Source organism: Streptomyces sp. NBC_00820 (genome assembly GCF_036347055.1).
Classification (GTDB): Bacteria; Actinomycetota; Actinomycetes; order Streptomycetales; family Streptomycetaceae; genus Streptomyces.
Genome location: NZ_CP108882.1, coordinates 6,601,730 through 6,616,667, shown reverse-complemented (window position 1 = coordinate 6,616,667; position 14,938 = coordinate 6,601,730). Strand labels below are relative to the sequence as shown.

Genomic DNA, 14,938 nt, shown 5'->3' with positions numbered 1-14,938 from the left:
TCGTCGTGACGGAAGAACAGGAAGCGGGCGATGCCGGCGGGACGTGTGTTCAGCACCCGTGCGGACCGCGGTCGATGAGCTGGTCCCGCTCGGGGCCGACGGAGACGTACCTGATCCGGGCGCGGACCAGCTCCTCGACGCGCAGGACGTACGCCGCGGCGGCGGGCGGCAGCTCCGCGAAGTCCCGTACGCCGGTGAGGTCCTCGTCCCAGCCGGGCAGGGTCTCGTAGCGGGGCCGCGCGCGGTCGAGGAGATGGGTCAGCGGGAAGTCGCCGGTGGTCCGCCCGTCGATCTCGTACGAGGTGCAGATCCGCAGCTCGGGCAGCCCGCTGAGGCTGTCCAGCTTGGTCAGGGCGAGTTCGCCGGCGCCCTGGAGGAGCACACCGTAGCGGGAGGCGACGGCGTCGAAGTGGCCGATGCGGCGCGGCCGGCCGGTGTTGACGCCGTACTCCCCCGAGGCCTTCCGCAGGGCGTCGGCCCACTCGCCGTGCTCCTCGGTGACGAAGGGGCCCTCGCCGACACAGGTGGAGAACGCCTTCATCACACCGGTGACGCGGGCGAGCGGGGCGCCGGGCAGTCCGGAGCCGACGGGGGCGTAGCCGGCGAGGGTGCTGGCGGACGTCGTGTACGGATAGATCCCGTGCAGGATGTCGCGGAGCGCGCCGAGCTGGGCCTCGCACATGATGTGCGCGCCGCGCCGCTCGGCGGCGGCGAGTTCGGGGAGGACGTCACGGACGTACGGCCGCAGCCGCCTGCCGTACTCCAGCCCCCACTTGACCATGCCGTCGAGGGAGATCGCCGGGCGGTCGGGGTAGAGCGTGGCGTGCGCGAGGTTCTTCCACTCGACGACCGGCGCCAGGCGTTCGCGCAGCAGTTCCTCGTCGAACAGTTCGCCGAGGACGACGGCCCGCTTGAGGTGGCGGTCGCCGTATACGGGGGCGATGCCCCGGCGGGTGGAGCCGAAGTGGCGGTCGGCGAGCCGCTCCTCCTCCCAGGCGTCCTGGTCGCGGTGGAAGGGGAAGACGACGGTGGCACGGTCGGAGACCAGCAGCCCCGAGGTGTCGATGCCGCGCTCCAGCAGCTCGGCGAGTTCGCCGTCGAGGGACTCCGGGTCGACGGCGGTCCCGGGGCCGATCACGTTGACGGTTCCGGGCTGGAAGATGCCGGAGGGGACCAGCCGCAGCTTGAAGGTGCCGAGGTCGTTGATGACCGTGTGGCCGGCGTTGTTCCCGCCCTGGTAGCGGACGACCAGGTCCGCGTCCCGGGCCAGGTAGTCGATCATCCGGCCCTTCCCCTCGTCGCCCCAGTTGATGCCGACGACAGCGTGCAGCGTCATGACGGTGTCTCGTTCCTCGGTTGCTTCAGTGGGCACAGGTCGTGGAGGCCTCACGCGCGGGCACCGCGGGCCGGTGTCGCGCGAGGCCCGGGCCGGTGTCAGGCGAGGCCCGGGCCGGTCCGGCGTCGCGCGAGGCCCGGGGGGGGCGGAGGCATGGGCATCTCGGGCTCGCGCGCGCGAGGCTCGGGGAGCGGCGGAAACGTGGGCCCGCGGATGCTCGGGCCGCGGGGCGGATGGGCGCGGGACGGATGGGCGCGGGTGTGAGGCCGGGTCGGGGCTCAGAGCCTGGCGGTCGGGCTCGGGGCCGTACGATCGGGGCTCGGACGCGGGTGGTCGGGGCTCAGGCGCGGGCCGTCCCCTCCGCCCGGGCGGCCGCCGCGACCGCCTCGGCGACGGCCGGCGCCACACGGGCGTCGAAGGAGTCCGGCAGGATCCGCTCGCGGGTCGCCTCGTCGCCGATCACGTCCGCCAGTGCCCTCGCGGCGGCCAGCTTCATCCCCTCGGTGATGCGCGTGGCCCGTACCCGGAGCGCTCCGGCGAAGATGCCGGGGAACGCCAGGACGTTGTTGACCTGGTTGGGGAAATCGGAGCGGCCCGTTCCCACGACGGCCGCGTACCGCTGGGCGCGGCCGGGCAGGATCTCCGGATCCGGGTTGGACAGCGCCAGGACGATCGCGTCGGGCGCCATCGTGGCGAAGGGTTCCTCGGCCATGGGACTGCCGGACAGTCCGATGAAGACGTCGGCGCCGCGCATGGCGTCGGCGATCGTGCCGGTGAGCCCCGTCCGGTTGGTGTCGGCGGCGAGCGCCCGTTTCACCGGGTTCAGGTCGTCCCGCCCCGTGTGGACGACACCCTTGCTGTCGCACACCACGATGTCGCCGATGCCCGCGTCCAGCAGGATCCTGGCGACCGCGACGCCCGAGGCACCCGCCCCGGCCACCACGGCCCGCACGTCGCCGAACCGACGCCCCGTCACCCGGACCGCGTTCCACAGGGCGGCGAGTGTGACGACCGCCGTGCCGTGCTGGTCGTCGTGGAAGACAGGGATGTCCAGCCGCTCCTGGAGCCTGCGCTCGATCTCGAAGCAGCGGGGCGCCGAGATGTCCTCCAGATTGACGCCACCGAAGGCCGGGGCGAGCCGGACCACCGTCTCGACGATCTCGTCGACGCCGGTGCAGTCCAGAACGAGCGGTACCGCGTTGATCCCGGCCAGCTGCCGGAACAGGATCGCCTTGCCCTCCATGACCGGCAGGGAGGCCTCCGGACCGATGTCGCCGAGACCGAGGACGGCCGTGCCGTCGCTGACGACGGCCACCGACGAGGACTTCCAGGTGAAGTCGTACGCGAGTTCCGGACGCCGTGCGATCTCGGTGCAGACTTTGGCCACGCCCGGCGTGTACGCGAGCGAGAGGTCGTCGGCGTCCTTGAGCGGCGTCGTGGCGCACACCGTGAGCTTGCCGCCCCGGTGATAGGCGAGAACCGGATCCTCGGTCACTGCGGGGCCGTCCAACTGGCTGGCCATCATGGCCCTTTCGTCTGGGGCGACATAGGGGTTCGAGCCGTCGCCTCGGCGGATCGGCTGAAAACTACGGAGAGATTGCCAAAACTGTCAACCCTTGCCAGACCGTTGATCAGCGCCTAGCGTTCCCTCGCATCCACTGGCCCAAGGGGGGCGCCCCTCACTGCTTACGGCAGGACGGGGGCGGTGCCACGGGAAACGCTGACGGAAAGCTGGACACGATGAGGACGCGCACGCTGCGCACAATGGGAAGTCTGGCCTTCGCGGCCGTTCTGACGCTGGCCGTCATGGCTTTCGCCGGTGCCGTCGGCACCGCCGGCGTCACGCACGCCGAGGCGGCTGCCACGCCCCAGGTCTCGATCGACTGGCCGTGACCCCCGTACATCACGGGGCAACTCAGGGGCTGTAAGGTGTTTGCCCAAGAGTCGGCAATCGTTGCCAACGTGTGAGGCCGCGATACCCCGGGGGCCTTCGAGTCGCCGCGTGAACCGCGGACCCGAGGCTCCGGGGGCCGGCATCCGCACGACAAGGTTTCACTGGGTGGTGACTGTGCATGCTGGAGCAACCGGAGTTCGGCAGGCGTCTGCGACAACTGCGGCGACAGCAGGGCAAGTCCCAGGCCGACCTCACGGGACCCGGCATGTCCGCCACCTATCTGTCGCGCCTGGAGTCCGGCGCCCGTCCGCCCACCTCACGCGCCGTCGCGTATCTCGCGGAGCGGCTCGGCCTCCCCGCAGAATCGTTCGCACAGCCGCCGACGAGTGAACTCAGCGACGTCCTGGCGACGTTGTTCACGCTCTCCGGAAGCGAGCGGAGCGCCGAGATCCGGACCATGCTGCAGAGCGCCCTCGCCGAGTCCGGCGCCACCGACCGGCAGACCCGCTGGCAGGCACTGGCCCAGCTGGCCCGGCTGCACGGTGCGCTCTGCGACTACGAGGAAGAGCGCGCCACCCTCGAGGAGTTGCACCGTCTCAGTGACGAACTGGCACGCCCCGCGCTCCAGGTGCACGCCCTCATCCGGCTGGCCCGTTCCGTGCGCAACCTCGGAGACCCGCTCACGGCCCGCCGGCTCGTCCGGACCGCACTGCGGCTGAGCGAGCAGCACCATCTGCTGGTGCCGAACACCGACGTGACGCGCAGCAGGCTGCTGCTGGCTTCCACCGAGGCCGAGTTGGGGAACCTCGCGGAGGCCGCCCGGCTGGCGGACGAGGTGTGCGACGCGCTGTCCCGCACGGAGGGCGCGCTCGCCGCGGAGTCCTTCTGGGTCTCCGCGACCGTGCACACCCGGCTGGGCGAGTACACCCGGGCGGCGGCTCTGCTCCAGCGTGCCCTCGCCGCGCTGGACAGCCACGAGAACCTGACGCTGTGGATGCGGCTGCGGCTCGCGGCGGCGTCGCTCGCGCTGCAGACCGCCCCGCCGCGAGCCGCGGAGGCCGAGGCGTACCTCGACGCGGTCGAATCCGCGGTCGACCTGGTCGGATCGCCGCTGCACCGCCATGAGCTCCTCTTCCTGCGCGCCCAACTCCACTACCGGAAGGGCGACCTGAGCGCGGCCGAGGAGCTGTGCGGCCGGGCGGAGAAGGGCGCGAGCCTGCTCTCCTACCGCGACCGGGTCCGCCTGGAGGCGCTGCGCGGTCTCCTCGACGCCCGGACCGAGGTCCCCGCGGCCCTGGACCGGCTGCGGGAGCTGGCGATGGCGGTGCAGGAGGCACGTATGCCGGACCTCGCCGCCGAGATCTGGCGCACGGTGGCCGAGGGTTCGGCCACCGGATGACCGCGGCCACCGGCAGCCGAACCCCGCACCCCCACCCACACCCGTGCTCGCTTCCGCTTCCGTGCCCGCACCCGCACCCGCACCCGCACCCGCTGGATGAACCGTGGACGCGATGACAGACACCGCCGGTGCTCCCGGAGGAGACGAAGCGCGCCTCCTCCATGTCTTCGACATGGACGGCACCTTGCTGCGTCGCACCACCGCGAGCCTGGAGATATCGCGCCGTCTGGACTGTCTGCCCGATCTGATCCGGCTGGAGGCGGACTTCGCGGCGGGCACGATCGACACCCGCGGTTTCGCGGCGAAGGTCCACCGGCTCTGGCAGGAGCTGACCCCTGAGCTGGCGGCGGACGTCTTCGCCAAGGCGCCCTGGATCGGCGGACTGGCGCACGTGCTCGCGGACATCCGCCGACGCGGTGGGCGCTCGGTCGTGGTCACCATGTCCCCGGACTTCTTCGCGGACCGCCTGAAGGAGTACGGGGTGGACGAGGTGGTGGCCTCCCGCTTCCCCCCGCTGCCGTTCCGTACCGCGCCCGACCCCACGGGAATCCTCACGCCCGCGGACAAGGTCACGGCCGTGGACCGGATCCGTACCGCGCTGGGACTCGGCCGGGACTCCTGCGTCGCCTACGGCGACTCCGGTTCGGACATCCCGCTGTTCCGGGAGCTGCGCCGCACCGTGGCCGTGAACGCCGACGAAGCCCTGCGGCGGCTCGCCCGCCACCGGTACGACGGGGACGATCTGCGAGTGGCCTACCGGATGGCGCTGACCCGGCCGGCCGAACACGGCACGCCCTCCTCCCCCCACCCCAAGGAGCATCAGTGACCACCGGTTCGCAGGACGCGGCGGACGGCTTCGCCTTCGACGCCCGCGCGTGGACCCGGCTGCTGGTGCTGTGCGGCGCCATCCTCTTCGAGGGGATGAGCCTGTCGAGCATCAATGTGCAACTGGCCGGTATCCAGCGCACGCTGGGCCTGCCGCCCGACCGGCTCCAACTGGTCGCGAGCTCGTTCCTCACCGTGTACGCGGCGCTGCTCCTGGTCGGCGGCAAGTGCGCGGACCAGTGGGGGCACCGGCGGATGTTCCTGATGGGCGTGGGCGTCTTCGGCGCGGGCTCGCTCGGCGCGGCACTGTCCCAGGAGGCCGTCCTGCTCGTCACGGCCCGGGCCGTACAGGGGGTCGGCGCCGCGATCACCGCGCCCGCGGCCGTCGCCCTGATCATCCGGGGGTTCCCGGAGGGAGCCGCGCGCAACCGGGCGCTCGGCGTACTCAGCGCCATGGGCGCGGCGGGCTTCTCGCTCGGTGTCGTCATGGGCGGCCTGCTGACCCAAGGGGTGGGCTGGCGAGGTGCCTTCCTGCTGTACGTCCCCCTGAGCCTGGTGATCCTGCTCGTCGGCGTACGTGTCCTCGACCGCGAGACCGGCACAAAGGCTCCGCGGAGCAGGGTGCTCTGGCTGCCGGCCCTGCTGTTCGTCGGCGGGCTCATCGCCGTCGTCTACGCCTTGGGCCGTACCGGTACCGGTTCCCTCACCGAGATCGTGGCCGTCACGGCCGTGGGTTCCCTGGCCATCGCCGCGTTCTTCGTGGTCCAGGCCGGATCCCGGACGCCGCTGCTACCGCTCGGTCTCGTCGCCGACCGTCGTATGGCGGCGGCATGCCTCGCGCTCGGCGGTGCCTTCGCGGCGATCACCGGGGCCATGTTCCTCGTGGCGACCGACCTTCAGGAACACCGGGGCTACTCCGCGCTGGCGGCCGGACTCGCCTTCCTGCCGCAGGGAGTCGCCGTGGGCCTGCTTTCCGCGCCCGCGGCCCGCCTGGCCGACCGCAGGCCCGCACCCCGGCTGCTGCTCTCCGGGCTCGCCGTCATCACCGCCGGACAGCTGCTCTACACCAGCGTCGAGCACGGCGGTTACGCCACCCACCTGCTGCCCGCCGCACTCCTGGTCGGATCGGGGATCGCCGTCGCCTATCCGGCCTCGGTCATGCTCGCCGGCGAGGCCGCTTCCCTCGCCGACCAGGGCACCGCCTCGGGCTTCCTGGTCACCTGCCAGCAGGCGGGCGGAGCCCTGGGAGTGGCGGCGGTGACCGGCATCCAGAGCACCGCACCCGGCACCTTCTGGGCCGGCCCGTACAGCCTGTGGGGCTGCTTCGCCTTCGCCGCCGCGTCGCTGCTCGGCTGCGTCGTACTCCTCCTCCCGGGCAACGGTCGTGCGTACGGCGCCCGCAGCGGGACCCCGGCCGTCGAGACGGCTGCCGAACGAACCTGACCTCGCGGCAGCGAGACGTCACGGCTGCCTGAGTCGGCGCTCACCGATCCCCCTGTTGCTCCCCGCGCGTGGAGTGGCTGGTGTTCCGGTGGCGTGAGATGGTGATCGAGCGTGCCCCGGGACTGCTGGTGGTCGCGCGTGCCCCGGGGCTGCTGGTGAATGCGTGTGCCCCGGGAGTCCTGAGCGTCTGCCCGTCCGCGGCGAGGAGCTACCGCCATGCGCAAGCTGATCGAAGGCGTCATCGACGACATCGGGGAGATGAGCTCGCTCGACGGTGTCTGCAGCAAGACCGCCGGCTGGGTGACGCGCGCGACGAAGGGCGACTTCGTCAAGAACGCCCTGTCGGGTACGTGGCTGGGCCACCCCTTGCACCCGGTGCTGTCCGACCTGCCCGTCGGCGCTTGGGCGATGGCCAGCGCCCTGGACGTGACGGCGGGCAGGGGCGGGGCCAAGGCCGCGCGCCGTCTCGTCGGTCTCGGGCTGCTCTCCGCGGTGCCGACCGCGGCGGCGGGGTGGTCCGACTGGGCCGACACCTACGGCCCGCCCCAGCGGGTCGGATACGCGCACGCCCTGGGCAACGCGGCCGGCGTCGCCCTGCAGGCGGCCTCCTGGGTGGCTCGTGCGCGCGGACGGCGCGGAGCCGGCGTGATGCTCAGCGGCGTGGGTCTCGGCGTCACCGTCTGCGCCGCCTACCTCGGCGGACACCTGTCGTTCGTCCGCGGCATCGGGGTCAACCACACCGCGTTCCAGGAACCCGCCACGAAGTGGACCGACGTCGCGTCGCTGTCCGTCCTGAGCGAGGACAAACTCGTCCGGGTCACGGTGGAGGGTGTGCCGGTGGTGCTCGTACGGCACGACGGTCAGGTCTACGCGCTGTCGGCCACCTGCACGCACGCGGGTGGCCCGCTCGACGAAGGAAAGATCGTGGGCGACGGCTGCATCGAGTGCCCCTGGCACGGCAGCGTCTTCCGGCTGGCCGACGGCGAAGCGGTGCGCGGACCGGCCTCGGTCGACGAGCCGCCCTGGGACGTGAAGATCGACAGCGGCCGCGTCCTCGTACGTCCCGCGACCTCCTCCTGACCCCCCACGCCGCCCGCCGCCCGCTCGGAAGTGCCGGCGGGACAGGCCCCGCCGACGCCGCGTCAGCCAAGTCGCCGAGCGAACGCCTCGTACGGCAGCACGCCGCCAGCGTGGTCGCATAAACACGGGTGCTCCTCCCGCACCGCCGACAAATGGAGCATACTGAAGTCATGACCGATGAAATTCTCAATGTGGCCGAGTTCGATTTCGGCATCACTCGGCTGGCTGGTGAATTTCATCAAGATTGGCGTTGCTACGCGGAAACGCCTGGCGGTCTGGTTCACACATGGATCAGCGAACTCGGCGAGCAGCGACCGAAGAAGGTGTCCCTGCTTCTCGAGGACGCCCAGAGAATGCTCGGTTCAGAACTTTCGGCAGCATCTCTGGATGCCCTATGGAATGCCTGCGTCCCTTCCCGAACGCCGGCCAGATTTTTCGAAAGGGACGGCAGGGACTGGCTGCTTCAAGTGTCGGACATCGCTCGGGGTTGGCTTGCCGAGAACTCCGGATCGGAACTCGACGCCTTTCCGCCCTGTCGACATGATCCACTTCCTGACCCGGCGAGACACTGGATCGAGAAAACGGCTTCGACCGGCGGTCTCGTCCAGCAAAGAGTTTCAGACTCCGAGTTTCTTGTCGCATGGGGCAAAATTGCCGACAGCGTCTGCCCCGAGCTGGCACTTCGCATCGCCGTTCGCAGTCTTCTGAATTCCGCCCACCCTGTCCCCGCCTATATTTATGAAGAACTGGAAAGACGGGGCGCCGCCTACGGATACGGTGAATTTCTGGTTGCAGCACTGGAACACCTGATTGACAGCTAAATGACAGGTGGTCGGAGTCGGGACCGCTGACGCGGTTCGCCTAATCGCTCCACCCCCATGGAAGCCCCGCTCGAATATACTCAGCGGGACTTCTTAGGTTTAGCCGGACGCAGGAAACAAGGATTACTTGGGGGTCTTATCTGGGGGCCGTGCGAGGCGAAGGGTGGCGATTCCCCTGATGCTGTTTTGAAATCTGGCATGCCCCGGAGCCTCACGTGTGCTCGCCCGACTGCGCGGCGACGTCGGTCTGGCGCTGGTGATCAGCTGCGGTCTCCGACGCCACTGTCGGTGATGGCCCCGAACAGCTCGCGAGCCCGCTCGCAGAACTGCTCGACCTCCGTGATGTCCGGCTCGTCGCCGTCCGCCAGCATCCGGGCCTGGAGCTGCTCGGAGCGCAGCCCACCGTAGCGGGCCCGCACCTCAGCGGTCACCGGCTGGACCGCGACGTGCAAGTGCTTGCGCGCGTCGCGGCCGTGTGACCACATGCAGACGTAGGTCTGCTCGGGCTGGCACAACGTCTCCACGACGCGCGCGGTATCGCGCAGCAAGGGGCCGAGTTCCGCCGCCGCCGTGTCGTCGAGCTCGGCGATGGCCGCGACGTGCTCTCGCGGACCGACGATCAAGGTGCCGATATTCATCGGACCGACGACGTGGTTCACCACCCACGCAGCGGTCTCGTACAGGACACCTCCAGGCAACTCCCGGCGCCCGGCCAGAAGGTCACACCCAAGACACCCCGTCATATCCACGCGCAGCAGCCTATACAGAGCCCGCAGCAATGATGTCGGCTGCGTCAGCCAATCTGCCCGGCGAACGCCTCGTACGCCCGGTCGTCGAAGAGGACGAACCGTACCTCTTCGACGGTGGTCGGGGTGTTGCGTACGGTCTCCACGGCGATGCGGGCCGCGTCGTCCATCGGCCAGCGGTAGACGCCGGTGGAGATGGCGGGGAACGCGACGGTACGAGCGCCCAGTTCGTCGGCCAGGCGCAAGGACTGCCGGTAGCAGGAGGCGAGGAGCTCCGAGCGGTCCTCCTCGTTGCTGAAGACGGGGCCCACGGTGTGAAGGATTTACCCAGCCTCACGCGGCAAGGGTTAGCGCCTGAGTCCCCACGGGGAGAGGGAATGTCGCCACCTGCCCCGCGTAAGTCACCAGCTCCGCCTTGCCAGCGTCGTAGTCCACGACCACCGAGACCGTGCCGGGCGTCGGCTGACGCCGCGCGCCACTTCTTCTCCTCCGCCGGTGTGGAGCCCGAGGAGGGGGAGCCCGAGACCGAGGAGATTCCCGAGATGGCGGAAGAGTGATCCGGTGTCCCGGTCCCGGTCCCGGTCCGGGACCGGGACCGGGACGGATGCCGGGTCGCGTTAGGGTTCAGTACACGTGAACGACGCCGAGGAGACAGGCAATGTCACAGGTGGAACACACGATGACGGGACTGACCATCGTCGGTGCTCACAAGGGGACGGTCTGGCCGCTGTTTCTGACGGCGTCGGCGGACGGCCGGCCGATCCTTGTATCGGCCGGCCCCTCCGGGCTGCAGGTGCGCCGCTGGGACCCGTTGACGGGGAAGATGCTCTGCGACTATCCGGGCAGCGACTGCGGAGTCGAGGACCTCACGGTCGCTTGCCCGGCAGACGGCACGCCCCTCTTGGTCGCGGGTACCGAGGACGGGATCGTTCGTTGGAATGCCGACACCGGCGACAAGCTCCCCGGGGCGCCGCTGGAACACTACAACTCGATCTGGAATGTGGACACCGGCACCCTTGCCGACGGCCGGCCCCTGCTGGTGGGGGCGGGAAACGACGGCAACGTGTTCCGGTGGGACCCCGTGACCGGGGAGCCGCTCGGCCCTCCGCTTGAGGGGCATGAGATCACCGTCAAGGCCGTGACGCTGGTGCCATTGCCCGACGGCACCCATCTGATCGCCTCAGGTGACGACTACGGTGAGGTCCGCCGCTGGGACGCCGTCACCGGTGCGCTGGTCGGTGAGCCCCTGGCCGCTGAGGAGATCGTCCGGCAGTTGCACTCCCTGCGGCTGCTCGACGGCACGGTCCTACTCGCGGCCACCGACTCCCACGGAATGCTGTACCGCTGGGACGCCCTGACTGGCACCCCGCTCGGGCGGCCTGTCCACACCGATGTGATCACACCCCAGTTGACCTCCGCCTATGTGCAAGGCGTGCCCAGGCTGCTCGCCTCGGGGGACGACGAGATCATCCGTCAGTGGGACGCCGCCACCGGCGAACCGATCGACGAACTGCTCAGCGGTGTCGTCGTCTCGGCCCTCAGCCGTCCGGACGGGACCGCGCTGGTCGCGACGGGCGGCTACGACGGCTCCATCACCGTCCAGACCCTGGGATCCGCCGGGGGCTGAGCTTCACCGACGTCAGCGTTCATTCGGCGGAATGCACCTAAGTAGCTGTTGTCGTTCCGATCTTGAGGTGTGGGCATCGAACGGGAGTCTCGATCGGGTGATCGCGGCTGGCCGTGGGCATGAAGGCAGGGCCTCTTGGTAGCTCGGGGTTGCGAAGCCAACCGAGATCCAGGAGACCCTGTTGCCGCAGTTGTACGCGCTCGCGCCGGTGGAGTTCAACTTGGCTGCTCCGTCGTGTGATTGCGTCGCTCACCGGTTCGGGAATCCGGCCGATCACCCGGAACGTGTTCGGCGGTACCCCTCGGACATGACGGATACGCAGTGGGCCGTGGTCCGGCCGTTCCTGCCGGTGCCGGGCTGGATGCGGGGCCGGGGCGGGCAGCCGGAGGTGTACTGCCACCGGGCGATACTGGACGCGATCCGCTATCTCGTGGACAACGGCGTCAAGTGGCGGGGCGATGCCGGCCGACTTCCCGCCGTGGGACCGGGTCTACGCGTTCTTCCGCCTCTGGCGCGACCACGTGCTGGTCAGGGAGTTCCACGACCGGCTGCACGACCGGGTCCGCCAGAAGGCGGGACGGGATGGGGAGCCGACGGGCGGTGTGATCGACTCGCAGTCCGTCAAGGCGGACGCAGTCGTCGGCGCCGACAGCCGCGGTTTCGACGGCGGCAAGCTGATCAACGGCCGCAAGCGGCACGTCGTGGTCGACACCCTCGGCCTGCTGCTGGGCGTGATGGTCACGAGCGCGGAGATCGGTGACCGCGCCGCCGCGAAGGTGCTGCTCGCCCAGGCGGCCGACGCTCACCACCGGCTGGAACTCGTCTGGGCCGACGGCGGCTACACCGGCAGCCTCGTCGAGCACTGCCTGGCCGCGTTCGCCATGGTCCTGACGATCGTCAAGCGCAGCGACGACACGCGTGGCTTCGTGGTGCTGCCCAAGCGGTGGATCGTCGAGCGTCTCTTCGCCCACCTGATGCGAAGCCGCCGCCTGGTGCGCGACTTCGAGCGCCGCACCTCCAGCGCCGAGGCGATGGTCTACTGGTCGATGACCATGATCATGACCCGCCGCCTGGCCCGGTCACATTCTGCGTGAGCGTGAAGCGGCCCGGCTGACGCTCGGCCAGCCAGCCCCGCGCGACCAGCCGCTTCGCCTTCGACCGCAACGCCTCCACCTTCGACGGAACCGCGTCCAGGCCGAACAAGACGGCCATCTCCTGGCAGGTCAGCGGCCCTTGATGAAGGCGATGCCGGTCCGTGAGGGCCTGCCGGATGCGCTGGTAGTCCATCGACAGCACTGACTCGACCAGCCCCTCGCGCCACACCGGCACCTGCGACTTCGGCTTCGCGGCCATCGACGCCGATGACGCTCCTCGGCCCGCCCACGGTCCGGCATCGTCCGTTCGGTCCGGGCGTGATCTTCGGCTTGGTCCACCGGACCCAGCACCTCGCCGACCCGCGAGCGGGCGAGGACCCACTCCTTCCATTCCCGCTCGGCCACGGCCAGCTCGGCCTGGAGGCGGTCGGCCTCTTCCCGCAGCTCGTCCACACGACGGCGAGCGCCCAACTCACGCTGTTCAAGCAACCCCACGACCGACGGCATCCATGACCTCCCCAGGAACGATGACACGCCAGGCCACCACTCCCACGGGATCGCCGAACCTATGCCTGACCAGCTAAAACGCCGCCCCCAGGTTCGGTACGACAACACCCACTAATGAACTCGTCTGACAGGGGACTCAGGCCCAATGGGTCAATCTCGCCGTGGTCTCCGTTAGCCGAGTTGCCGGATGAACGCCTCGTACGCCCGGTCATCGAAGAGCACGAACCTCACCTCTTCAACGGCGGTCGGCGTGTTCCGCACCGTCTCGACGGCGATGCGAGCTGCGTCGTCCATCGGCCACCCGTACGCGCCAGTCGAGATCGCCGGAAACGCGACCGTCCTGGCACCCAACTCGTCGGCTACGCGGAGCGACTCCCTGTAGCAGGAGGCAAGCAGCGCAGGATCGCTACCTGAAACCTGATACACCGGGCCCACGGTGTGGATCACCCAGCGGGCGTCCAGTTCACCGGCCGTGGTGGCGACCGCCTTGCCGGTGGCCAGACCCTTGCCGATGGGGGTACCCCCTGCTCGAACGGAGTTGAGAGCTTGGGGGAGGGAGGCGCGCAGGGCGCGGCACTCCTCCAGGATCGCGGGGCCGCCGCGCCGGTGGATCGCGCCGTCGACGCCTCCGCCGCCCAGCAGGGAGGAGTTGGCCGCGTTCACGATCGCGTCGGCACTCTCGCGGGTGATGTCGCCCTGGACGAGGGTGATGGTGGTCATGCCTGCCTCAGTCTTCGCCAGACGGCCTTGGCCGCGTTGTGTCCGGACATCCCGTGCACGCCGGGTCCCGGCGGGGTCGCGGAGGAGCAGATGAACACCGCCGGGTGCGGGGTGTGGTACGGGAACAGGGACAGTCTGGGGCGCAGCAGGAGCTGAAGTCCGGAGGCGGCGCCGCAGGCGATGTCGCCGCCCACGTAGTTGGCGTTGCGGGCGGCCAGCTCGGGCGGTCCGGCCGTGGCGCGGGCGAGGACGCGATCGCGGAAGCCGGGCGCGTATCGCTCCAGCTGACGCTCCATGGCGTCGGTGAGGTCGCCCGTCCAGCCGTTCGGGACGTGGCCGTACGCCCAGAAGACGTGCTTGCCCTCGGGGGCGCGGGTGGGGTCCGCCACGCTGGGCTGCACGGTGATCAGGAACGGCTTGTCGGGGGCTCGGTTCTCCCGGGACGCGGCGCGCAGGGCCCTGCCGATCTCGGCGTGGCTCGCGCCGACCTGCACGGTGCCGGCGACGCGCGCCTCGGGCGCGGTCCATGGCACGGGGCCGTCCAGCGCATAGTCGATCTTGAAGACGCTGGGGCCGTACCGGTAGCGGTCGTAGTGGGCGCCGAAGCCGGCGATGCGGGCGAGCGCGGTGGGTGAGGTGTCGAAGACGTACGCACGCGCGGGCGGCAGGTCGTCCAGGCGCTTGATCTCGTAGTCGGTGTGCACGGCGCCGCCGAGGTCCTTCAGGTACGCGGCGAGCGCGTCGGAGATCGCCTGGGAGCCGCCACGGGCCACCGGCCAGCCTCGGGCGTGCGCGGCCAGGGCGAAGACCAGGCCGACGGCGCCGGTGGCGAAGCCGCCGAGCGGGGTCACCGCGTGGGCGACCAGACCGGAGAAGAGGGCCTTGAACCGTTCGTCGCGGAAGCGGCTCATCAGCATGGTGGAGGGCGGCAGGCCCGCGAGTCCGAAGCGGGCGAGGGTGAGCGGGTCGCGCGGCAGCGCGGTCAGCGGCAGGGACATGAAGTCCCGGACGAGGGTGTCCCACCGGGGCAGGAACGGCGCGACGAGCCTGCGGTACGCGCCCGCGTCGCGCGGACCGAAGGAGGCGGCCGTCTCGGCGACGGAACGGGCCAGCACGGCCGCGCTGCCGTCCGGGAAGGGGTGCGCCATCGGCAGGTCGGCGTGCAGCCACTCCAGGCCGTAGCGGTCCAGGGGCAGGTCGCGGAAAGCGGGCGAGTTGACGCCGAGCGGGTGGGCGGCCGAGCACGGGTCGTGCCGGAAGCCGGGCAGCGTCAGCTCCTCGGTGCGGGCGCCACCGCCGACCGTCGAGCGCGCCTCGAACACGGCCACGGAGAAGCCGCGGCGGGCCAGTTCCACGGCGGCCGTCAGACCGTTCGGTCCCGCACCCACCACGACCGCGTCGAGCATCGTCGGCACCTTCGGACCCCCTCGTCAGCCGGTGGCAACT

At 70.5% G+C, this 14,938-nt stretch carries 14 protein-coding genes and 3 pseudogenes; 10 read left to right on the top strand and 7 right to left on the bottom strand.

Going from position 1 to position 14,938, the window contains the following annotated elements; genetic code table 11:
* Positions 1 to 49 precede the first annotated feature (49 nt).
* Positions 50 to 1,336 carry an adenylosuccinate synthase gene (locus OIB37_RS29585; protein WP_330460668.1) on the bottom strand — a complete coding sequence of 429 codons (1,287 nt, stop codon included), beginning with the start codon at positions 1,334 to 1,336 and terminating at the stop codon, positions 50 to 52.
* 340 nt (positions 1,337 to 1,676) lie between these two features.
* Entirely contained in the window at positions 1,677 to 2,861 is a 1,185-nt protein-coding gene (locus tag OIB37_RS29580) for an NAD(P)-dependent malic enzyme (RefSeq protein ID WP_443058221.1), read from the bottom strand.
* 239 nt (positions 2,862 to 3,100) lie between these two features.
* Between OIB37_RS29580 and OIB37_RS29575 the strand changes: the two genes are divergently transcribed.
* From OIB37_RS29575 to OIB37_RS29550, 6 genes are all read left to right on the top strand, one after another.
* The gene (locus OIB37_RS29575; RefSeq protein ID WP_330460666.1) at positions 3,101 to 3,229 is read left to right on the top strand and encodes a hypothetical protein; all 129 of its coding nucleotides are present in this window, start codon (positions 3,101 to 3,103) and stop codon (positions 3,227 to 3,229) included.
* Positions 3,230 to 3,408: 179 nt separating this feature from the next.
* A complete protein-coding gene (locus tag OIB37_RS29570; RefSeq protein ID WP_330460665.1) occupies positions 3,409 to 4,629 on the top strand; it encodes a helix-turn-helix domain-containing protein in 1,221 nt (406 codons plus the stop codon).
* Between the two features lie 112 nt (positions 4,630 to 4,741).
* Positions 4,742 to 5,455: an HAD family hydrolase gene (locus tag OIB37_RS29565; protein WP_330460664.1), complete on the top strand. Its 714-nt coding sequence runs from the start codon at positions 4,742 to 4,744 to the stop codon at positions 5,453 to 5,455.
* On the top strand, positions 5,452 to 6,897 hold the full coding sequence (locus OIB37_RS29560; protein ID WP_330460663.1) for an MFS transporter: 1,446 nt from the start codon (positions 5,452 to 5,454) through the stop codon (positions 6,895 to 6,897). The genes OIB37_RS29565 and OIB37_RS29560 overlap by 4 nt, the downstream gene beginning before the upstream one ends.
* A 216-nt stretch (positions 6,898 to 7,113) precedes the next feature.
* Entirely contained in the window at positions 7,114 to 7,977 is an 864-nt protein-coding gene (locus OIB37_RS29555; RefSeq protein ID WP_330460662.1) for a Rieske 2Fe-2S domain-containing protein, read from the top strand.
* A 170-nt stretch (positions 7,978 to 8,147) separates the two neighbouring features.
* Positions 8,148 to 8,798, top strand: coding sequence for a hypothetical protein (locus OIB37_RS29550; RefSeq protein WP_330460661.1), 651 nt, complete (start codon positions 8,148 to 8,150; stop codon positions 8,796 to 8,798).
* A gap of 260 nt (positions 8,799 to 9,058) precedes the next feature.
* Here the strand turns inward: OIB37_RS29550 and OIB37_RS29545 are convergent, their stop codons facing one another.
* Both OIB37_RS29545 and OIB37_RS29540 read right to left on the bottom strand, forming a co-directional pair.
* A complete protein-coding gene (locus tag OIB37_RS29545; RefSeq protein ID WP_330460660.1) occupies positions 9,059 to 9,460 on the bottom strand; it encodes a hypothetical protein in 402 nt (133 codons plus the stop codon).
* Between the two features lie 131 nt (positions 9,461 to 9,591).
* Positions 9,592 to 9,867 (bottom strand): annotated as a pseudogene (locus OIB37_RS29540) (macro domain-containing protein); the annotation flags it as partial.
* A 335-nt stretch (positions 9,868 to 10,202) separates the two neighbouring features.
* On the opposite strand from OIB37_RS29540, the gene OIB37_RS29535 reads away from it, so the two are divergent.
* From OIB37_RS29535 to OIB37_RS29525, 3 genes and pseudogenes are all read left to right on the top strand, one after another.
* Positions 10,203 to 11,171, top strand: a complete 969-nt coding sequence (locus OIB37_RS29535) for a WD40 repeat domain-containing protein (RefSeq protein ID WP_330460659.1) — start codon at positions 10,203 to 10,205, stop codon at positions 11,169 to 11,171.
* 307 nt (positions 11,172 to 11,478) lie between these two features.
* Positions 11,479 to 11,565 (top strand): annotated as a pseudogene (locus OIB37_RS29530) (IS5 family transposase); the annotation flags it as partial.
* 64 nt (positions 11,566 to 11,629) lie between these two features.
* Positions 11,630 to 12,265 carry an IS5 family transposase gene (locus tag OIB37_RS29525; protein WP_330460658.1) on the top strand — a complete coding sequence of 212 codons (636 nt, stop codon included), beginning with the start codon at positions 11,630 to 11,632 and terminating at the stop codon, positions 12,263 to 12,265.
* On the opposite strand, the pseudogene OIB37_RS29520 reads toward OIB37_RS29525, so the two are convergent.
* Positions 12,228 to 12,670: pseudogene (locus tag OIB37_RS29520) on the bottom strand (hypothetical protein). The gene OIB37_RS29525 and the pseudogene OIB37_RS29520 sit on opposite strands and share 38 nt — an antisense overlap.
* On the opposite strand from OIB37_RS29520, the gene OIB37_RS29515 reads away from it, so the two are divergent.
* Positions 12,584 to 12,778 (top strand): hypothetical protein, encoded by a 195-nt coding sequence (locus OIB37_RS29515; protein ID WP_330462102.1) that lies wholly within the window; start codon positions 12,584 to 12,586, stop codon positions 12,776 to 12,778. The pseudogene OIB37_RS29520 and the gene OIB37_RS29515 overlap by 87 nt on opposite strands.
* A gap of 165 nt (positions 12,779 to 12,943) precedes the next feature.
* On the opposite strand, the gene OIB37_RS29510 is transcribed toward OIB37_RS29515, so the two are convergent.
* Together OIB37_RS29510 and OIB37_RS29505 are read right to left on the bottom strand one after the other, a co-directional pair.
* Positions 12,944 to 13,492 (bottom strand): O-acetyl-ADP-ribose deacetylase, encoded by a 549-nt coding sequence (locus OIB37_RS29510; RefSeq protein ID WP_330460657.1) that lies wholly within the window; start codon positions 13,490 to 13,492, stop codon positions 12,944 to 12,946.
* A complete protein-coding gene (locus OIB37_RS29505; RefSeq protein WP_330460656.1) occupies positions 13,489 to 14,907 on the bottom strand; it encodes a phytoene desaturase family protein in 1,419 nt (472 codons plus the stop codon). The genes OIB37_RS29510 and OIB37_RS29505 overlap by 4 nt, the downstream gene beginning before the upstream one ends.
* Positions 14,908 to 14,938 lie beyond the last annotated feature (31 nt).